Source organism: Lentilactobacillus kisonensis DSM 19906 = JCM 15041 (assembly GCF_001434135.1).
Classification (GTDB): Bacteria; Bacillota; Bacilli; order Lactobacillales; family Lactobacillaceae; genus Lentilactobacillus; species Lentilactobacillus kisonensis.
Window position 1 is genome coordinate 284409 of record NZ_AZEB01000001.1, and the last position, 20970, is coordinate 305378.

The following is a 20970-nucleotide window of genomic DNA, read 5'->3' on the forward strand; positions in this document are numbered from 1 at the left end:
TCCATTTCCTGATGATGTCTAGATTTGTGTCCGATGTACTAAGCTAACCGTATTTTCCGTAGTGTCTTCAGGGAAATACACTTGATACCAAAGGATGAAGGTGTAAATGGTAAAGATCTTTTGCATGTTAGACTTACCTTCAGCATGTTGTTTCAATAATCGATCAAGCTGATCTGTATTGAAAAATTTCTGCCCAGTATCTGAATGAAACGCATGCACAATCCGGTCATGATACTTCGGATCATTTATCCAACTCGCAATTGGTGATGGGAAACCTAACTTTTCCTTCAGAGCAGTTTTCTTTGGCATCTCCCGCTCAGCCGAAGTTCGAAGCGAAATTTTGGTTTCGTCAGGGGTGATCCGGGTCTTAACCGGCATCGTTTCAGCAAACTTAGCAACTTCCTTATCAACGAATGGCACCCGAACTTCAAGTGAGTTACACATACTCATTCGATCAGCCTTATGCAAGATATCGTATGGTAACCAAGTATTGATGTCGAAATATTCCATTTGCGTCATTTCATCTTTGTCAGCCACATCATCAAAGATATGTTTCGTATAAGCCCCTGAATCCACGTTAATTGAAGGATCCTTCAACACTTTATTTCGGTCTTCATAGTTGAAAACATAGTTAACCCGGTAGTAACGTTCACTAAGAGGTTGGGCACCCCTAACCAAGAAACGCTTACCATGAAACCGCGGAAGTCGTTTAGCAACTGCTGCCAAGCCCTTTCGAACTGGTTTGGGAACGTATTTTTGGTAACGATCAAACGGGATTGCTTCTAAGTACGTATTGTACCCACCGAAAAATTCATCGGCTCCCTCACCAGACAGGGCAACCTTTACATGCTTCGAGGTTTCCCTTGATAGATAGTAAAGTTGGATAGCGGCTGGATTAGATAACGGCTCATCCATATAGTACATCATGGTTGGGAGGAAATTAAAGTAATCGTCGCCATCCATATAAATCGGTGTGTTTTTCTGGTTGATAGTCTTGGCAAACTCAGTCGACCACGCCAATTCACTATACTTAGAATGGTGGAAGCCAATTGAAAATGATTGAATTGGCTTGAGCTTAGCAGCTTCATTCAAAACATAACTAGAGTCAATTCCACTAGATAAGAAGCTACCAACCTCAACGTCGGCAATCATGTGGGCCTTAACAGAGTCATCAATCAACTTGCCAATCTTATCAGCGTCTCCCTCAACCGTTTGACTATTATCGATATGATCATAATTAAACTTGAAATATCGATGGGTTTCCGTCTTACCATCCTTGTGAAGGAAATATTGCCCCGGAAGTAACTTATACACATTTTTGAACATTGTTTCACGGGACGGAATAAATTCAAAACTTAAGTGGATTGGCAACAGTCTGAGGTTGAGTTGCTTTTTGAAACTTGGGTGCTCCAAAAACGCCTTGATTTCTGATCCCCATAAGAATGTGTCACCATCATCGTAGTAATAAAGTGGCTTAATTCCAAAATGATCCCTTGCACCAAACACTTCATTCTTCTTTTGATCATAAATGACAAACGCAAACATCCCACGAAGTTTATCAAGCAAGGCTGGTCCCCACTCTTCATAGCCATAAATCAGGACTTCTGAATCAACATCGGTTTTGAATACATAACCAAGGTCGCGCAATTCTTCGCGAATTTCTTTGTAATTATAAATTTCACCATTAAACGTCAAGACTTTAGTCTGGTCAGCATTATACATTGGCTGAGCACCGTGGGCCAAATCGATAATAGAGAGTCGGCGGAATCCCATGGACACGTCATCATTGGCAAAGTAAGCCTCGTCATCGGGGCCACGATGCTTAATTCTATCCGCCATATCATTAATTGTATTTTCAGGAACATCTTTTTGGTTAACGTAACCAACAAATCCGCACATAACTTAATTCCCCTTTTGCTAAATCAGTCTTCATCAAAATATAACGCCTATTATTCTATCAGATAACCGCTCAAGCTACCAGTAATATAATGTTTTCTTAAGAGAGGCAGCAAAGTTGAGTTAAAAAACAGTTGAATTTCATTTTCGCATTTTTTTACGTTATAATTTATATATGGTGAGAAACATTGAAAGGAGTGGTATTTATGGATGAAATCGTATTTTTCAATCCTGGTGATTCAATTGGTAACTTCCATGATCATAATGAGGCGGTTAAAACTGCTCAAATATACAAAGAAAAACAGAATCAAAACAAACGGGTCCTCGTCGTTCATGGCGTTGATAATAAGGACTTCGATATTTTCTTAGCTGATGACGTGATTTCTCACGACAACGAAAAAAATGCGGTTCAAAAACCATACAGGGTTTCTGACCGGTTATAATCACATTAGTTATTCCTATAGATGATAAAAGGATTGGCAATTTTAAAATCGCCAATCCTTTTATCATCTATAGACTGCCATCAAACTCATTCATCCTTTGAGTTAACGACCAGTACTTTAGTCGTTGCGTTTCGGACAACGTATGCAGTTGTCGACCCAATGAGCAAACGGTTCAAAGCATCAACTCCAGATTTTCCAATCACAATCAAATCAATATCATGTTGATCTGGGTAAATGTGCGCAATAATATTTTTAGGATTTCCAATATCAACGGCTGTTTCATACTTAACACCTTGTGAATCAGCATACTTCTTTGCTTCATCAATTATTTTACCAGCAACTTCCTTTTGATCATCATACATATTGGCAGGTAACCCAGTGCCACCTGTACCATAATAAAAGTTGGTGTTGTTAATTACCGTAATTAAATTCAACTTGGACCCGAACTGTTTGGCTAGCTTAACCGCTTCTTGAAGAGCTTGCTCAGAATTTTTACTGCCATCAAGTGGTACTAAAATGTTCTCATACATGCTTATCGTCCTTTCTTTATTGAAAGCGCAATCAACGCCACTACACTTATTATAATGCAACGTTTATCATAAAAAAGCAATAAATAAGTATTATGATATAAATTTACTCACAAGCGACTCAAATTCACCTCCTAATATCCGTGACCTTCTTCCAATTCAATTTTATTTGATATAATAATGTCATTGGAGAAAGGATGATATTTATTAGCATATTAGCAATTGTCATTGACGCTGTCATGTTTGGTGCCTATATATTTCAATACCAATTTGGAAATCAAGTTAGTTATACACTGGGGATGCTCGCTCAAGTCATCGCTACCTTGGCTTTGGTGGCGATGCGTGTCTCTTATAGTAAGGGTAAGCGTTGGACCAACTGGCGGCCCTATGGTTATCGCGAACCAACTTTCGGCTACGGGATCGTTGTCGTATCGATGATTATCAATCTAATTGTCTTATTTTTATATGGTCTAAATATTTTTGGGTAAATAACATTATTTTCCAACGATAATCCAGTGACGAAAGGTGGAATTTTGATTGACTACAAAAGCGGTATACATTAAGCAACTCGGTTTGCTCCCTCATCCAGAGGGTGGTTGGTACAAGCAACTTTATCATAGCGAGGATACATTTTTTGCTCCTGAAAGCAACGGTGATCGTTACAGATACACATCGATCCTATTTTTGTTAGACAGTACGCACCCCTCCCATTTTCATCGGCTTAATCACGACGAGCTTTGGTACTTCCACGATGGCAGTCCGGTAACGATCCATTGCATCGATGTGAATGGCAATTACCAAACAGTGAGGCTTGGGAAAAACATTCTTGCCGGAGAACGGTTACAATTTCGCGTAACCAAAAAGACGATTTTTGCCTCAGAGGTAACGGACAGCAATTCGTTTGGCTTAGTGAGTTGTATGGTCTCGCCGGGATTTGATTATCATGATTTCGAATTGTTTACCAAAGCGGAACTATTAGCTGACTATCCAAGTTACACAGAATTAATCGACAGGCTCGGAAGCTAGTAGTAATCAGCTTCCTTTTTTTATTAAAAATTATCCCTAATTATCATTCTACTGGTAGGATATATACTAGATGTATAAACCAATCCGCGTTTTAATCTAAAATTAGTGAGATGATAATATGCCCTTTGCTTGGGTCTTCTCGTTATCAACCGGAATAATTGCTTTCCCGTTTACGATAGCCTTATTAATCATAGGTCTATACATATTTATTAACCAGTCCTATTTAGGATGGTCTAACAACAAGCTCTCATTAAAAACGTTTAACGTTAAAACTTATACAATTCTGTTAAATCAGGCATTTACTAGTAAAAAGTTGCTAACTAAATCTCAACGAATCACCTTATAATAAATGAATATAAATTTATCTTTGGAAATCCTTTTACTAACGAGAAATCGCAAATCAACCAAATGCCTCCAGGGGATATTTATTGAAGTAGATATAAACAAGTTACCCGCTTTAATACGTTATTCCATCTACACCAACCGTTTTATGATTTACTTGATATTGCAATCAATCTAAACGAAAACACGACAACAAAGATCGGGTACACCCTTTCTAAATTAACCATGGAGGACTATAGCCACGGTCTTAATCTTCCGTTTGCTAAAAACATTGAACCAAATACTTTTAGGACAAGTACAACTAAAGGTTTAATTAACTATATGCGTCAAAAGCCAATGACAAAACAAACCTTTATTTCGCAAATCAATTGGGCGTTAGAATTTATTCCACATCGGCCAAACAATCCACAGCTTTATAATGCCCTAATTGGTCTCGTGGTTGGCTACGGCTTAACTGTTGGATAAAATTGTCTGTCAAATAGAAATTCTTAGATATGTGTACACGATATAAGCACTCATGGGAGTAAGACAAAACAATTGTGGTTTTGGAAAAGTTACATCATATTAATAATTTTGTGCTGCCATTTTGTTGCCTAATTTCTACAACTTAGGGAAATCACCTGCATATAACAGCAATCAAATGACAACAAAAAAATGCTCCCAATCCCTGAGTAGGAGGAATTAGAAGCATCATTTCAACGTCTGTGCGGAAACGTTGTTTTTGTGCGGTTATGCCCCGAGCAAGATTCGAACTTGTACTTGATTTCTCAAACAGCGACCTGAACGCTGCGCGTCTGCCAGTTCCGCCATCGGGGCAACAACACGTTTTATTTTACACTAAAAATACGAACTTGAAAAGAAGTTTTGATGTTTTGATTTAAAAACTAAGTGGCGGCTTGCACTGGGATCGCGTTTCATCATGAGGTAGCCAATCAAAGCCATTAAGAAGGCACCGGTTAAATCGGCAATCAAATCCGTCATTGTATCCATCAGGGCTGCCCGACCAACTAATAGTCGCCCGGCTTCCGCATACCGTTGAAGGTTGAGTCCCCCCAGCCCATCAGCAGTAAATTCATATAATTCCCAGAAGACGCCGCAAGCAGTTCCAAAGGAGAATGCGAACAAACTCATTAGAAATGGTGCTCGCCAGGCGTTATCTCGAGAATCGAGTAATCCTTGGAAAATTGAAAAGCCCAGGCCAGCCAACATCATTGCCGACAAAACATGTTCATATTTATCCCAGAAAGTAACGCCGTAGAATTGCAATCCTGATCCAAGAAAGATCGACATGTAAAGGAAAATGTAGAAGAAAATCAACTCCACTTGTGGAAAGTAAAAGTAACCAAATTTTTCAATCACAAATGGTAAAATTGCAATTAGAATACCAATAAACACTTCAATCAGTAAAAGTAGTTGACCATGAAATTTCGGTTCCCCTTTTATAAACCAGAACCCATAATATCCTATGTACCCAATCATCGAAGCGACAGTAATAATAAATAACCAAGTACTAAATCTTAATCGACCAATTCGCATACACGTCATTTCCTCTCATTTGATAATCTAAAAAAGATTGTCCAAAATTAGATAGTGCAAAAGCGCCTTTCTTGCATTTATTTTAAGATAATCTACAATAACATTATACATTAACTAAATAGGAGCCAAACTTATGCCCAATACACAACCAATTCAGTTGGATACGCAGCTATGCTTTCAACTGTACACCGCCAATAAAAAATTCAATCATTTTTATCAGAAGGTTTTAAAGCCCTTTAACTTAACCTATCCTCAGTATATTGCTATGCTGACTTTATGGCAATATGCACCACTTTCCGTTAAGGAACTAGGGGATCACTTGAACTTAGATAGCGGGACACTCACCCCATTATTAAAACGGTTAGAAAGCCACGGCTGGATCAAGCGCCAGCGCAGCAAAGAGGATGAACGAACTGTTATCATTCAATTAACTGAAATGGCATCTAATGAACAAGACAGAGTTTTTACTCACGTTAAAAGTTGTTTTGAGATTCTTAATCTTACTTCTGATGAAAAAAGCGACTGTTCAGAAGCAATTTCAACGCTTGAACACAAACTGGATGCTTTTAATAAAGCAAAAAACGACTAATTGTATATAACAAAAGGCAACGATAACAAGATGATTTATATTCCTGTTATCGTTGCCTTTTGCCATATACAACTATCAATCATAAATGCGCCTCTAGATCAGTTGCAACCAATTGCCCCACCTGATTAAACACTCGAATGACATTCAATCGATCTGCTGTACTAACTGTTAATAATGCGACATCAGCAGTGTGGCTCCCTACTACAAATCTAGCCACATCATGGTCAATCTGATTGCCTTCACCAGTTTTATTAAAAACCTGAATGTTAATGCCAGACTCATCAAAATTCCCGGGTAATTTATAACGCGATTGTTGATTAGCAAACCAGCGTGAAACCTTCTTGCCGTGACCTAGTGCCATGGACAACAAACGAAGGCTTTCCTTAGCAGTCGTAACGTTATCAATCCCCTTTGCTAAAGCATCGCTATCCATTAACTGGCGATTAAGTCGAGTTGCACTAAACCCATTTGCTTGTAGATAACAATTAATATTACCCATACCAAAATGGTTAATCAAAACATTGCTGGCAAAATTATCTGAAACACTAATCATAAGTGCTAATAAGTCCTGCAGTCGCCATTGTTGTTTTGATAGCAATTGAAGGACCCCAGCACCACCAACCGAATTCTTGCTAGATACAATGAATTCAGCATCCAAATCAACTTGCTGGTCCAGCACATAATTTAAGATTGCCAACTTAATCAATGAGGCCGACGGAAACACGTCGGCCTCATTTTTTTCAAACACAATCTTCCCATCCAGCTCAACAACCATTCCAATCGTCAGCCAATCATTGTTGATTACTTCCGTGACTCTATCTGTTAGCTGCTTGTCGGTCATCGCCAATATCTCCTGAAACCTGCAAATTCAGATGCAAACTTTGGTTCAGTTAAATCAGCAATATCAACTTTTGCACCCGGCGTTCGGGATTCAATCATTTGACCGTTGCCAATATACATCCCAACATGGTGGACATAACCTGTCCCATGTTCGTAAGCAAAGAATACTAAGTCTCCAGGAAGAATTTCTTCTGGGCTTAGTGGCAGGCCACCCTCTTGTTGGTCATCAGCATCCCGTGGAATATCAAAGCCAAGTACTCGATGAAGCGTATAGGCAAATCCCGAGCAGTCAAACCCGTATGAACTAATACCGCCCCAAAGATAACGCATCCCTAGGAATTGACGTCCCATTTGCACCATTGTTTCTCCAGCATTTTGACCTACAAACGGTAAAATGGTCGCATTTCTATTAATATAACCCTTCCCTAACGGCGTCACGACTTCAAAATAATCACCATCAACACCAGTTTGGAGTAAGATCGTCCCTAAGCTTAATTCAAGGACTGGCTTTTTAGTTTCATCATACAACTTAGCGGTCTTAAAAGCTATACGCACCGTTGATGTTACCGGCGGATACACAACGGGTTCATCACTTAACAGCTTTTTGGGCACCCAACCTGGATAACCACGAGAATCAGAATCATCCTTTTGACTCGCAATATAAACCTTTACCCATTCACCTTCAAAGTGATCAATAATCACTTCATCGTTAAATAATGCTTGGGTCTCTAACAGATCGTCCTCAGATAAATCAATTGATTGTTGATCGGATAGTTGTCCAACCCATTGTTTGACGTCGCCGTCCAAAGCTAATTGATCCACTTTTCTTGGTGACGTCTTTGTTTTCCAGATAGTTGCTACCGGAACTTTAACTCTTCTTGTTTCCATCTGGGCACCTCCTGTTCACTTATAATTATGATACCACGTTATTGATCCACCCTAACAGAATAACCATCGTTTTCAATCACGAATATGAAAATGGTCCATCCACAAAACAATATGTTTGAAGATGAACCATTGTCGGCACTATTTTGCAAACCCTAAGCCCACAATTTTTGGTAATTGAATCTGGTTATTTTGACTAACGATTCCCCCAGCAACTGGATTACTGGTAAACATCATGGAAGCATCTAAATCAACGTATTTGATATTTCGTTTAGCAGCAGCCAAGTGAGCAGCAGCCGTTACCGAAACCGATGACTCAATCATGCTGCCAACCATACAGGGAATTCCTGCTGCTTCAGCCAAGGTATTGATCTTAAGCGCATTATCAATTCCACCAGCCTTCATCAACTTCAAATTGATTATATCACAGCCATTTAGTTTAATAATCCGATAAGCATCCTGAACGGAAAAAATACTTTCATCAGCCATGATCATTGTTGTCGTATTAGCAGTCACAAATGCCATTCCTTCAAAATCACTCGCGGCAACCGGCTGTTCCACTAATTGAATATCAAGCCCTAAGTCACGCATTTTGTTGATTGCATAAACCGCTTGTTTGGGATGCCAGCCTTGATTAGCGTCTAATCGTAAGTTAATTGTCGGCCCAACTGCTTTTCTGATGGCCACCACTTTTTCCAAGTCTTGCTTTTCTGAATCACTACCAACCTTAATCTTTAACGTCGTAAATCCAGCCGATACCAAATCCTGAGCCTGAGCAATCATCTCGGTAACCGATCCAACACTAACGGTATAATCAGTTACAATTGTATCCGTATGTCCGCCAAGCAACTGAAACAACGGAACAGCATAATGTTGTGCAATCAGATCATTAATTGCAATATTGACAGCGGCTTTAGGACTAGAATTATGAACCATCGATTGATCAATTATCGCCTTAATATCTTCAGAATTGGCTAACGATTTCCCAATAATCTTTGGCCCAATCACTTCGGTAACTGCTTCCTTGATACTTGCCATCGTATCACCCGTGATTACAGGTGTGGGAGCAGCTTCCCCATAACCAACCGTACCAGTACTATCGCTAATTTTTACAATGATCGTTTCGGCAGTTGTTACCGTCCTCAAAGCAGTCTTGAATGGCCGCTTTAACGGTACCGCTGCACTTTGAATCTTAATTTCTTTGATAACCGGATCCAATCAATCTACCTCCTACTTAATAGATGCATCCTTAAAGTTATAGTTGGCGCCAGCAGTATTATAAACGATTCCCTTAACCTTTGGATTAACCATCCATTTTTCACCAGATTGATAAAGTGGAATGATTGCTTGATCTTGTAGGGCTAAGTTTTGAGCCTTAACCATGTCATCCCAACGAGCGTCCGCGTTGTTACCATCATCGTTGTTACTTGCCTTGATCAATTTATCATAAGTTGCACTCTTCCACTGAGAAATATTGCTTGGATTAGTAGAAGTCAAAATATTCAAGAACGTAATTGGATCTGAGAAGTCCGCAAACCAATTAGCAACCGTTGCGGTAAACTGGTGATCTGCCTGCCGTGACAGAATAACTCGTCCTGGAATGTTGTTGAGTGTTACTTTTAATCCAGGTAGCTGCTGTAAAGCACTTTGAAGATATTCACTTAACTGCTTTTGATCGTACGTATCTGAATTCATTAACGTAAAGTGTAGGGAGCGGATGCCAACTTCTTGCATCCCTTCTTTAAACAACTGTTTTGCTTCCGTGGGGTTATAGGTCATTGATGCTGGTGCCGTTGCGTCCTTAGTAAAATCAGTACCATTCTTCGGTGAAACTGCTAATCCCTTTGAAACAAAGCTATCAGTATCAATTGCGCCGCCACCAACAACTTTATTGGCTAACATTTTGCGATTGATGATCATCGACATCGCTTGGCGAATCTTCAAATTCTTGAACGCTTTATTCTTTTGATTTAAAGCAATGTAGTAGCATGACGACTGTTTCCGAGAAATCATGTTCTTTTTATTGCCCATTTGTTTTGCCTGTGTTGCAGATAATTGGGCCATGTCAAGTTTCTTTTGATTATATAAGTTCAACCCAGTAGATGGATCCTTAACAACGCTAAACTTAACATCATCAAGCTTAACAGCCTTTTTATCCCAATAATTAGGATTTTTCTTCAACGTCCAGTTAAGGTTAGTTCCAGTCCATTTAGTAAGTGTAAACGGCCCATTGTAGACCTGGGTCTTAGACGAAGTGCCGTAATCATTGCCATACTTGTTAACGGTTTTCGCATCTTGTGGGAAAAACACAGGGAACCCCATTAGTAACTTAAAGTATGGAATCCGTTGTTCCAAAGTAACGGTTAATTGATACTTCCCATTGGCTTTAATTCCAAGAGAAGAAACCGGTGCCTTCTTATTCTGAATCTTATCAGCATTCTTAATCCCAGAGAATAGGTAGCCATATTGAGAAGCCGTTTTTGGATTTAACGTCCGCCGCCACGAATAAACAAAGTCCTGAGCGGTCACTGGATCACCATTACTCCACTTGGCATTTTTTCTCAAATTGAAAGTATAAGTTTTCCCATCTTTTGAAATTGTCGACGACTTCGCAATCCCTGGCTCAACTTTACTATCCTTCCCCAAACGATACAGTCCTTCATCAACATTATTTAAAACGTTAAAGGTTCCAACTGCAGTCGTCTTAGAAAGATCAACCGTTGTCAATTCCGAATCAGTAGATGTCGTAATCGTTTTCTTTTGTTGCCCCGATTTTGACCCACAACCGGCGAGAATTAACGTGATACTAGCAACCCCCGCTAACATTGCAATGCTTCGCGATAACTTCATAATAAACCCACTCCTCAATGTTTTGTTTATTTGTTAACAAAGCTTAGTTTCTAATTTAGCATAAAAATTCAAAAAAAACAGGCCTTTTCTAATATTAATTTAGTAAGACCCGAATAATTTATTGAATTATTTCAAAATACTTATGGCCATTCGACGACTACCATAAATTGTTTCAAACCTCTCAATTGACATCCAATACTTCCCATCAATTGGATCGCTCACGTGCACTTGATCATCACGCACACCGTCAAGTAAGACAGCGTGATTGTTAGCGGGAACCTTGCCAAATGGATATTGTTCCCACTCAGGATCCGCAAAATGGACCGTTACAAACGTGAGAACAGGATTGCCCCTCATAACTGATTCATATAGCCATTGTGGATCCGCCCCACTCAAATTTTCAAGTGAACCGTAGCGACTTGCCCAATCAACTAACGGCCGAACAAAAATGGCTTCAAATTTTCCTTTTTGGTTCTTATATGGCGACCCACCGAACCCATGATATGGATTGGCATCTTGGCTAATCGGCATTGCTAACAGGAATTGACCATAACTAAGGTCTAGCGCCTTTCCCTGATAGTGAAGCCCCATCAACATACTGGCAGCCTCGCAGCCATTAATTGCGCCCCAAGCAAGTTGCTGAATATTCTCTGCGCCTAAAAGGATTTCATTTGTCATTGACTTACTCCCAACTGTGTCAATACAGTATCAACCATTCCCTGATACCGAGGCTGCTGATTAGCCAGTCTTCTGGCTGCATCACAAAAGCTCAACCGTAGGCGTCCCTTTCGATCAACAACCGATTTTGCATGAACAAGTGAACTAAGCACCGATTCGTCGACAACGGCCGCCGTTGCCCGAAAGAACGTATCAATATGGTTATCGTTAAAGCGTGGTACCATCTCAATATCATGGTTTGCAAAGTGAGCCACTTGATTAGCGGTGGAAAACGCAAAAACGATTTCACCACTGCCGTTTCCAATGAACCCACCAGTCCGATTAATGCCAACGGTTGCCCGTTTAGCCATTCGATGGAGCTGCCGCGAATTTAATGGCGCGTCTGTAGCCAAAACAGTAATAATTGAGCCTTTTTCTTCCTTTTGTTTATCAGCAGCCAGCATTTCGGCCAACGGTGCGCCGATGGGCTGGCCGTTAATGACCATGTCAGCTAAGAAACCATAGTTGCTCATCACAAGCGCTCCGACTGTGTATTGGTGATCATCATCGATCTCAACAACCCGAGATGCCGAACCGATGCCACCCTTTAAGTCGTAACACATCATTCCCCGGCCACCACCAACGGCTCCTTCAGTAAATGTTTCGGCCGCTGAATTCAAGGCAGTCGTGACATCAGCTTCGGTAAGCTGCATTTTTCGGATGTTAGACACATCCCCATCGTTACATTCAGCCACAATGGGATTAACGGTACTAGTGGTATCCCCAATTTCTGGGTTCTCCGCCAGCATTCGCCTCGTTAGCGCATTAACCGCCGTGCCAACGCCAAACGTATTTGTCAAAATAATTGGCGTCTCAATCGTTCCTAGTTCATCTATCTGAACCAAACCAACACTTTTGCCGAACCCGTTAATAACGTACGAAGCTGCTGGAACCTTATTTCTAAATAGATTATGCGTATGAGGCAAAATGGCGGTAACCCCAGAGTGAACATCGTCCTTATCGACTGTTACCTGGCCAACTTTCACCCCCGGGACATCCGTTATTAGATTTTTGGATCCTTTTTTACCGTCTGATACATCATTCAAAAGCTTTGCAGACAATCCCATCACAATCACCTCAACAAGTTAATTTAAAATTGACTTTAGCTGATGACACTGAGTAAAAATTGTTTGTCATCACTATCATTTGAGTCCGTCATCAGCTATTGGCGTTATTTTACCATGACAATTTGAACAATCATCATCCCAACAGCAATCAAATTATTTAAAAAATGCAACCCAATTGAAACTTTAATATTGCGAGTTTTAACAAAAAGGTATCCAAGGACGCCCCCTAATATTGCATAGGTCAGAAAACTAATAATATTAATGGTTTCCATGTGGGGAATCGCAAATAAAACCGCGCTCACAACGATCGGCCCCCAAAAACTGGAAGCGTTAAAAAACGCGCCAATTAAAAAGCCACGGAAAACTAATTCCTCCAGGATAGGTGAACAAAAAACCGCTGTGAAGGCCATCAAAATTAAAGTCAGATTACTGGTAGTCATCAACCGCTGGATTACTTCATTGTTGGATGTTTGGCTGACATGGTAAATTAATCGATTCAGGTTTCCCAGAGCAACTTCAATCACAAAGAAGCCCAGCCACAGATAAACAATCCACTTAATATTATGACCAGTGAGGCGAATATTGGCAGGTTTTGCGTATCTTTTAAATGCATAGACCGCTACCCAAATTGCTAGGGCAAATCCGATTAGATACAGAATACCGATGATATTGTTGACTGGATTAGAAAAGCGGCGGGACGCAATCAACCCTAGTGGTACTTGAACGATGTTGATAACGATAAATAAGCCAATAAAGACCATGATGCGTTCAAAATAATCACCGAACATTAAGTGACGTGATTTATCATCCATGAAGTAGCCCCCGATCTTTGCTGTTTCAACTAACCGTTAAATGCTTTTTCTAGTTTTGTAAAATTAACCGTTCCAAGACCAGTAGCCTGATTGTATAACTTGCCAGGCTGACCGGTGTAATACAAATTCGTATTGTTAGATCGGCTGTCCAACGGTGTAAATGGCGAATCAGAAGAGCGAGCGAACCGATAAATCTGGGGGTTCCAAAAACCAAGTCGCCCAACCGAATTATCAGCCATTAAGACGCTAGCTGCCGCCATTTGAGGTGCTACAACACTTGTACCACCAGATACTTCCCATTCACCTTTAGAGCCGGAATTCTTTTTAGGGGTAATGAACATACTGTAGCCAGTAAACGGATCTGCGTTTGCAGAAATGTCAGGTACGTTACGGCCGCTTCTTTTACCACTAATGGTTTGAGGCTTTTTAAGTAAGGTCGGCTGCCCTTTTTTAAACGTCCAGAGTTTCGTCGCATCATACGTGCCAACACCGCTAACTCCAGCTTGATACTTGGGAACACCATTGTATTTACTAAAGCCACCGCCACCACCAGAAAAATAGCTTTGAATCATATCTAGGCGGCTAAAAAAGTGTTGATGCTTATAGTTTGGATAAAGGAATTCAGATCCCCATGCCCGCTCTTTTGTAATTGTTACTTTCTTTTTATTGACAGTATACGTTTTGGGCAGCGTTGTCCCCCCAACAGCCGTCACGTATGGTGAATTTGACGGCGTATCAACCGACAGTCCATTCGTCATACCAGTGGCAATCCCATCATAAGCGCCATTATCGCCACTAGCAGTAAAGACGCTAATTCCTTGCGCAGCAGCCTGTTCAAACAGCAGGTTCAGAATCTGGTTATACTTCTTTGGCGTAATCCCTTGTTTAATTTCATAAGCCACTTGAGCCTCGCTTTGTCCCCAGCTAAGTGAGAGCGCATCAACCGCATTCTGTCCGGCAGCTGCCGCAATTGAATTAACCATGCCAGTAATATTTGATTGAGCTAAATACGTTTTAATGTTGGCATCCGGGGCGATGGCGCCCGCTTGTTCAACGTCCATTGTCGTTTCATCATACCCATCCCAGGTGCCCTTGTAACCGTTCGTCCGGTAAATACTTAACCGGTTATTTTTAGTATTAATTCCTTCACCATCCCAGTAACGATAGACATCATTTGGATGGAAGTTGGCAAACGAAATAATCCCAATTGTTTTGCTCCTGCCACTCGAGCCGTTTGCATAAAGTGACCCTAAGTTGTAGCGACGAACAAACTTTTGTGGTGAATATTTAGCCGGCTGACTCGAATTGGATTGAGCCGCCGTGTAAAACGATGCAGGTTTAATCAATGATTGTGTGGTGGAAAACGGTGAGTAAGTTGAGAGCCCAAACACCGCATAAACCGACTTTGATATTGATTTCGGTAGCTTAGGAGCCCCTTTCGATTTTTGATACGTTAAGCCATTATCGTGAACATTAACGAGATGAACTTTAAACGCGTTTTCGATATTCTTAGTGCTACCCTTAACAACCATCACCAAATTGCCCCCATAAACGGATGCCTTTAAATGATGTTGATGCAAATACTGCCGAATTTTAGTGATTTTGGTTGTACGCTGCCCAAACCGATTTGCAAAGGTCTTCGGGGTAATGAACTTACGATAATAACGACTCGTTGGATCAACGGAATGATAGACAAAACTGTCCAAATCAGATTGACTCTTCGGCTTTAAAACAATATCGATCAGTTGCTGTTTAGAATCTGCCACCTCAGAAGTTTGTTGAATGGCAGCTTTTGATCCGGGGGCAAAAAAAGCCATCCCACTGCCAATGATTAGCCCTAAAGTCAATGTTATCAATATTCTTCTAAACACATTCCGTGTCATAAAGTTCTCCTTAGTCGTCAAAATTTTTGGAACGATGATTCTTACTTGGCGCTTGATTGGTAGCCACATTTTTAGCTTGCTGCTCTTTTTTAGCATCCCTTGCCCGAACAATCCAAACCACTAGTGGGGTCAATAAAAGTCGAATTAGGATAATTGCAATAACCCAAATGCCAATAAATAAAAGGGTCGAATTATTAATCTGCTGACTGGCATAAAAGGCAAGGCTAAGGATCACTAAAATTGCGATACCAGTAAAAATAACCCGTTGATTTTTCACCATTTTTCTCCTTTGAAATTACTTACATCATGATATCATACTTCATCAATGCACATAAAAGATTACCTTAGCATTCTTGTTATTTGTATTATGCTTGTTTCACCCGATATAATGAATATAAATACCATATCATATAAATTGTTAGGAGCGTGTTTGATGTTAAAAGAATTTAAAGAATTCATTTCAAGAGGAAACGTTATTGATCTAGCAGTCGGGGTTATTATTGGCGGTGCATTCACCGCAATCGTGACATCGTTGACAACGAATATCATTAATCCATTTATCGGTATTTTCCTTGGTAAAATTGATTTATCAAAGCTGTCAATAACCATCGGTCAGGCAACTTTTAAGTACGGCGCATTCTTAAACTCCGTGATTAATTTTCTAATTATTGCGTTTGTCGTTTTTATCCTAATTAAGATCATCAATCGGCTTGTGAAAAAGCAACCCCAAACACCCGTGGTCGATCGCAAAGAAGTGTTACTCTCCGAAATCAAAGAACTTTTGGAACAACAAAACAAATAAAGCCAACTTGTTTAAAAAACAGCCGCTAGTCGCCAATTAATTGCGATTAGTGCATGGTTGAACTAGAATTAGCCTGTAAGTTATATTTAATTGAATCGAAATATTTGAGAAGAGGTTTTGTTATGAGAACGTTTGCAATTAGGGCTCGTGACGGGGTTATGGAAATTAACTATTCGGAAAATTCTAACCAACCCCCGTTTAGGAAATTTATGATCACCTACAACCCCAAATTTTCAATTGGCGATAATCTTGAGAACATTAAGGCTGCCCTCACTGGGTTACCGATTGATGCAGCAATTATTGAAAATTCGTTGAACTATGAATTTTCTGACACAATCATTGGCATTAATCATCAAAAAATCGATATTGGCTTAGCGATTGCCAACATGATGAATATTCCGGTGGTTAATCTTCATAAAGTTCAAGACGTCGGCCTCGAAAAAGCTGTGTCTGAAAAGCAAGAATATTTAAAGTGGCATCTCGATTACTACGGCGAATACAGTGGCAAGCGTAACTACGGGCAAGAAGCGATGCTGACAATTGGAAATGGCTACTTTGGCCTTCGTGGGGCATATGTGGAGGCTAATGCAAACAAGGATAATTACCCTGGAATGTACGTTGCCGGCGTGTACAACCAGCTCACTACCAATATTAACGGCAGAGACGTTGTTAATGAAGACATGGTAAATTTACCAAACGCCCAATCAATGAGCTTTGGTGTCGATCATCAGCAACCTTTTGAAATTAAAAAAGCCGATATTCAAGATATCTATAGAAGCTTAGATTTACGTTCTGGTGTCCTGACAACAACGTTACACATTCAATTATCAACTGGTCATATCCTGCAAGTTCGAGCCACTAAAGTTGCTAATATGACCAATTGGCATCGTTACTCAATCAAGTATGAAATAAAACCAATCAACTTTTCTGGCAGTTTGCAAGTATATTCAAAGATTGACGGCAATGTCATTAACGGCAACGTCGAGCGGTACCAAGACTTTGATCAAAAACATATTGATATTATTGGCATGTCCGCTCATGACAACCAAATTTCAATGACCGGTCAAACAAAAACTTCTCATGTTAATTTTGTGATTAATTCAAAATTATCAAGCAAAGACTTTGATATTAAAAAATTGATTAATGCCGACACAGCAGAAAAGCAAATTCAACAAACACTAAGTATCGACGTTGAACCTGAAAAACACTATCAATTTGAAAAATGTGTCACCGTCTTTACTGATCAAGATAAAAATTCCAACTTAGAATTAGCTGCTCAAAGGGAGCTTAATAATTCTTCGTTTGATGATACCTTAGCTGACAGCAAAAAGTTCTGGAGCAATGTTTGGCAAAACGCAGATATTCAAATTGGTAATGATATGACGAGCCAAAAACTGACCCGGGTCAACATTTACCATATGTTGGTAACCAGTGCCGCGTTGGCTTCCGGAAAGCTTGATGCCTCCGTTGGTGCCCGAGGATTACACGGTGAAGCGTACCGGGGCCACATCTTCTGGGATGTCACTTTTGATTTGCCATTCTATGCGCTTCATTACCCCGCTATTGCAAAACAGTGTTTGTTATATCGTTATAAGCGAATTGGCGAGGCTAGAAAGTACGCTGCTACTGAAGATAAGCAGGGCGCAATGTATCCGTGGCAGTCAGGAATGTATGGGGATGAACAATCACAATTTGTCCATCTTAACCCGGTAAGCGGCCAATGGGACCCTGATAATAGCCGGCTTCAGCGACACGTTTCCCTTTCTGTTGCCTATGACATAATCAATTATGTTCACATCACTGGTGATAACGACTTCATGAAGAACTACGGGCTAGAAATGTTACTTTCAATCTGCAAATTCTGGGTTAGCATGGCCACCTACGATAAAGCCGCTGACCGTTATGATATTCACCACGTTATGGGACCTGATGAATTTCACGAAGAATATCCTAACTCGGATGATCATGGTCTAACAAATAATGCCTATACTAACATCATGGTTTCGTGGTTATTCGACAAGGTTGCTGGTATTATTGCCAACGAAGATGCTAAATCAGTTGTTGACGCTCACGATAAAGCCGGTACGGACAATAGTCTACTCGATAAAATGAGTGATATTGCCCATAAACTTCGGCTTGATATTAATGAAGAAGGGATTATCGGTCAGTTCTCCGGTTACTTTAACCTTTCGAAATTGAACTTTGACTCCTATCGGAAGAAGTATGGTGACATTTCAAGAATTGATCGTCTTCTCAAGGGCGAGGGAAAGTCACCTGACTCTTATCAAGTTGCCAAACAAGCTGACACGCTAATGGCCTACTATGAATTACCATTCGCGGAGGTTCAAAACGTTATCACCCGTTTAGGCTATCAACTCCCTGCCAATTACTTCACAACCAACTTGAGATTTTACCTTGACCGAACCACTCACGGCTCGACCCTCTCAAGAATTGTTTATTCCGTTCTTGATGAAATGGATGGCAACATGGATCAGTCTTGGCAATTATTTTCAACCGCCCTGTTCTCTGACTACTACGATATTCAGGGTGGCACAACCGCTGAAGGGATTCACCTTGGTGTAATGGGCGCAACCCTAGAAATTGAAACAAAATGTTATGGTGGTGTTCGGTTCGATACTAATGAAGTTTCAATCAACCCCCACCTTCCTACGGGCTGGCATAAATTATCATTTAAACAAACATATCAAGGAATTACCTATAGCTTTGAAATTGACCACCATAAGATTAACGTCACGGCTGATGCTAACACTCATGTCAAAGTTGCTGATAAAGCTTATTCACTGTCCAAGAACAAACCAACGACAATTACCTACAAATAAAATAGGAGTGATTTATAATGGCAAAATTTTCAGATATTAAAGGATTTGTATTTGATTTAGATGGCGTTATTACCGATACATCAGTATTTCATAGTCAGGCTTGGCATCAAGTAGCTGATAAGGTTGGTGCCCCTTGGTCAAAGGAGCTTGAAGATGGCCTTAAGGGAATTAGTCGAATGGATTCCCTGGAAATGATCTTAAAGGCTGGTAACCTTCAAGACAAGTATACTGATGATCAAAAGGTTGCTTTAGCCACCGAAAAAAATACAAATTATCTTAAATTAGTTGATAAAATGACCCCAGCTAATATTCTTCCAGGCATCAAAGAATTTTTAGATGAGATTAAAAACGGTGGCTATTTATTATCACTGGCTTCTGCATCAAAAAACGCCCCAACGGTATTAAACAAGCTACGGTTGACCGACTACTTCCCAAAAATTGTTGACCCTAAAACATTAAGTAAGGGGAAGCCAGACCCTGAGATTTATTTAAAGGGAGCCAAATTGATTGATTTAAGACCAGCACAATGTATTGGTGTAGAAGACGCCGCTGCTGGAGTCGAATCGATTAATGCGGCTGGTGAGACGTCAATCGGCATTGGTGATAAGACAATTTTACAAGCTGCTGACGTTAATTTTGAGAGTACTGCTGAAATGACACTTGCTAATATTAAAAAACAAATGGATTAACTGCAGGATAAAGCGGTTAGTTTCCATAATATAAATAAAGGGTCCAAATATCCAAGCTCTTTGCAGGATATTCGGACCCTTTGTTTATACTTTGGAAATTACTTTATTTACAACATTTTTGAGGTATAACAGTCAGAATTGAAAAATAATTGGATTGCGCTCTGCTGATATTGTAAGAGAAAAGAAGCTGTCAATACGCAAATCACTTCAGCCTTAACATTGAATACAATTAGATTATTGTCTCTATACAAACAGACTTCATTACTTAATTAACCCATAGTGCTTCAACCCATTCACAATGCCACCGTTGATATTGGAGGTTGTCACAAAGGACGCTTTAGCTTTAACGTCTGGGTGACCATTTCCCATCGCTACAGGATAATCAACTTGAGCAAACATCTGCAGGTCGTTTAATTGATCACCAAACGCATATGATGGAATATCTTCAAGTTGCGCCTTTTTCAATAGCGCTTGGATACCCGTTTGCTTTGAAACACCCCATTTCATTGTATCCAAACAACGCGGATTGTTCCTAACTAATGACAATTTACCTTTGAAAGCGTCTTGATATAATTTATCTTTATCGTAATTAAATACATTAAGAAAATTAACCTCATGGGTCTTGTAAAAGTCCGGTTCAACGTGTGGTGTTAATCTAAGAAGTCGATAATTAACCGTTGTTAAATCATTTTCAGCGGTGAGGGCAAACGTTTCGTTGTTATAAAACGAAATCACATCCCCCTGCTCCTTAGCAAATGCAAGGATCTCTTCAATCACATCATCACTAATTTGTTCCGCTTTTAATTTCTTTCCTTCATACTGAACATAGCTACCATTGGCGCTGACCAATGAATTAATACCAGTCGCATCAATGACGTATTGAATTTCAAAAATATTTCGACCAGTTGAAATGACAGGCAAAATATTATTTTCCCGCAACTGATTGATAGCTGCGATGTTGTCATCAGAAACATTCTTTTGGTTATCAAATAACGTCCCGTCTAGATCAAAAAAAACAACCGCTTTATACATTGGATTCCCTCCATTTAAACTCGTTACATATATTGTACTACTTAATGGCAAAGCCCCTTTGATTTTCGCCTTACTTTTTCAAAAAAATTAAGACCAGTTTCTTACCGCTGGGATCTAACATCCTTTCAAGTTCCATACTCAAGACCCCTTGAGGACAACTTATGAACTGATTGCTAATTATCTGGTTCCACGCT

General features: G+C 40.0%; 20 protein-coding genes and 1 tRNA gene. 7 read left to right on the top strand and 14 right to left on the bottom strand.

What is annotated here, in order from left to right:
- Positions 1 to 18 precede the first annotated feature (18 nt).
- Positions 19 to 1899 (bottom strand): asparagine synthase (glutamine-hydrolyzing), encoded by a 1881-nt coding sequence (gene asnB / locus FC98_RS01390; RefSeq protein WP_008858400.1) that lies wholly within the window; start codon positions 1897 to 1899, stop codon positions 19 to 21.
- A gap of 203 nt (positions 1900 to 2102) precedes the next feature.
- Here asnB and FC98_RS01395 point away from each other — a divergent pair, with 203 nt between their 5' ends.
- A complete protein-coding gene (locus FC98_RS01395) occupies positions 2103 to 2339 on the top strand; it encodes a hypothetical protein (protein ID WP_008858401.1) in 237 nt (78 codons plus the stop codon).
- Between the two features lie 86 nt (positions 2340 to 2425).
- Here the strand turns inward: FC98_RS01395 and FC98_RS01400 are convergent, their stop codons facing one another.
- On the bottom strand, positions 2426 to 2869 hold the full coding sequence (locus FC98_RS01400) for a universal stress protein (protein ID WP_008858402.1): 444 nt from the start codon (positions 2867 to 2869) through the stop codon (positions 2426 to 2428).
- Positions 2870 to 3063: 194 nt separating this feature from the next.
- Here FC98_RS01400 and FC98_RS01405 point away from each other — a divergent pair, with 194 nt between their 5' ends.
- Both FC98_RS01405 and FC98_RS01410 read left to right on the top strand, forming a co-directional pair.
- A complete protein-coding gene (locus FC98_RS01405; RefSeq protein WP_054654293.1) occupies positions 3064 to 3354 on the top strand; it encodes a hypothetical protein in 291 nt (96 codons plus the stop codon).
- Between the two features lie 49 nt (positions 3355 to 3403).
- Positions 3404 to 3892, top strand: coding sequence for a cupin domain-containing protein (locus FC98_RS01410; RefSeq protein WP_008858404.1), 489 nt, complete (start codon positions 3404 to 3406; stop codon positions 3890 to 3892).
- Between the two features lie 1074 nt (positions 3893 to 4966).
- Here FC98_RS01410 and FC98_RS01415 read toward each other — a convergent pair.
- Positions 4967 to 5050, bottom strand: a tRNA-Leu gene (locus tag FC98_RS01415).
- 21 nt (positions 5051 to 5071) lie between these two features.
- Positions 5072 to 5770, bottom strand: coding sequence for a DUF2238 domain-containing protein (locus FC98_RS01420; RefSeq protein WP_040472043.1), 699 nt, complete (start codon positions 5768 to 5770; stop codon positions 5072 to 5074).
- 133 nt (positions 5771 to 5903) lie between these two features.
- Between FC98_RS01420 and FC98_RS01425 the strand changes: the two genes are divergently transcribed.
- A complete protein-coding gene (locus FC98_RS01425; RefSeq protein ID WP_008858407.1) occupies positions 5904 to 6359 on the top strand; it encodes a MarR family winged helix-turn-helix transcriptional regulator in 456 nt (151 codons plus the stop codon).
- Between the two features lie 79 nt (positions 6360 to 6438).
- Here FC98_RS01425 and FC98_RS01430 read toward each other — a convergent pair whose 3' ends face one another.
- From FC98_RS01430 to FC98_RS01470, 9 genes are all read right to left on the bottom strand, one after another.
- Positions 6439 to 7200: a serine hydrolase gene (locus FC98_RS01430; RefSeq protein WP_008858408.1), complete on the bottom strand. Its 762-nt coding sequence runs from the start codon at positions 7198 to 7200 to the stop codon at positions 6439 to 6441.
- The gene (locus FC98_RS01435) at positions 7197 to 8087 is read right to left on the bottom strand and encodes a C40 family peptidase (protein ID WP_008858409.1); all 891 of its coding nucleotides are present in this window, start codon (positions 8085 to 8087) and stop codon (positions 7197 to 7199) included. Before FC98_RS01435 ends, FC98_RS01430 begins: the two co-directional genes overlap by 4 nt.
- A gap of 138 nt (positions 8088 to 8225) precedes the next feature.
- Positions 8226 to 9302, bottom strand: coding sequence for a dipeptide epimerase (locus tag FC98_RS01440; protein WP_054654295.1), 1077 nt, complete (start codon positions 9300 to 9302; stop codon positions 8226 to 8228).
- 12 nt (positions 9303 to 9314) lie between these two features.
- Positions 9315 to 10934 carry a peptide ABC transporter substrate-binding protein gene (locus FC98_RS01445; RefSeq protein WP_056949078.1) on the bottom strand — a complete coding sequence of 540 codons (1620 nt, stop codon included), beginning with the start codon at positions 10932 to 10934 and terminating at the stop codon, positions 9315 to 9317.
- Between the two features lie 126 nt (positions 10935 to 11060).
- The gene (locus FC98_RS01450) at positions 11061 to 11612 is read right to left on the bottom strand and encodes a C39 family peptidase (protein WP_008858412.1); all 552 of its coding nucleotides are present in this window, start codon (positions 11610 to 11612) and stop codon (positions 11061 to 11063) included.
- Positions 11609 to 12718 (bottom strand): DmpA family aminopeptidase, encoded by a 1110-nt coding sequence (locus FC98_RS01455; RefSeq protein WP_054654297.1) that lies wholly within the window; start codon positions 12716 to 12718, stop codon positions 11609 to 11611. The genes FC98_RS01450 and FC98_RS01455 overlap by 4 nt, the downstream gene beginning before the upstream one ends.
- A 104-nt stretch (positions 12719 to 12822) precedes the next feature.
- A complete protein-coding gene (locus FC98_RS01460) occupies positions 12823 to 13530 on the bottom strand; it encodes a CPBP family intramembrane glutamic endopeptidase (RefSeq protein ID WP_008858414.1) in 708 nt (235 codons plus the stop codon).
- A 29-nt stretch (positions 13531 to 13559) separates the two neighbouring features.
- A complete protein-coding gene (locus FC98_RS01465) occupies positions 13560 to 15413 on the bottom strand; it encodes a S53 family peptidase (RefSeq protein WP_008858415.1) in 1854 nt (617 codons plus the stop codon).
- Between the two features lie 10 nt (positions 15414 to 15423).
- Positions 15424 to 15693: a hypothetical protein gene (locus tag FC98_RS01470; RefSeq protein ID WP_008858416.1), complete on the bottom strand. Its 270-nt coding sequence runs from the start codon at positions 15691 to 15693 to the stop codon at positions 15424 to 15426.
- A gap of 153 nt (positions 15694 to 15846) precedes the next feature.
- Here FC98_RS01470 and mscL point away from each other — a divergent pair, with 153 nt between their 5' ends.
- The 3 genes from mscL to pgmB all read left to right on the top strand — a co-directional run bounded on the left by mscL (position 15847) and on the right by pgmB (position 19744).
- A complete protein-coding gene (gene mscL / locus FC98_RS01475) occupies positions 15847 to 16215 on the top strand; it encodes a large-conductance mechanosensitive channel protein MscL (RefSeq protein ID WP_040472047.1) in 369 nt (122 codons plus the stop codon).
- A 122-nt stretch (positions 16216 to 16337) separates the two neighbouring features.
- Complete coding sequence (locus FC98_RS01480; RefSeq protein ID WP_040472049.1) at positions 16338 to 19055, top strand: glycoside hydrolase family 65 protein; 2718 nt, start codon at positions 16338 to 16340, stop codon at positions 19053 to 19055.
- A gap of 17 nt (positions 19056 to 19072) precedes the next feature.
- Positions 19073 to 19744, top strand: coding sequence for a beta-phosphoglucomutase (pgmB, locus tag FC98_RS01485; RefSeq protein ID WP_008858419.1), 672 nt, complete (start codon positions 19073 to 19075; stop codon positions 19742 to 19744).
- A gap of 261 nt (positions 19745 to 20005) precedes the next feature.
- Here pgmB and FC98_RS01490 read toward each other — a convergent pair whose 3' ends face one another.
- Positions 20006 to 20776, bottom strand: coding sequence for a Cof-type HAD-IIB family hydrolase (locus FC98_RS01490; protein ID WP_008858420.1), 771 nt, complete (start codon positions 20774 to 20776; stop codon positions 20006 to 20008).
- Positions 20777 to 20970: the final 194 nt, after the last annotated feature.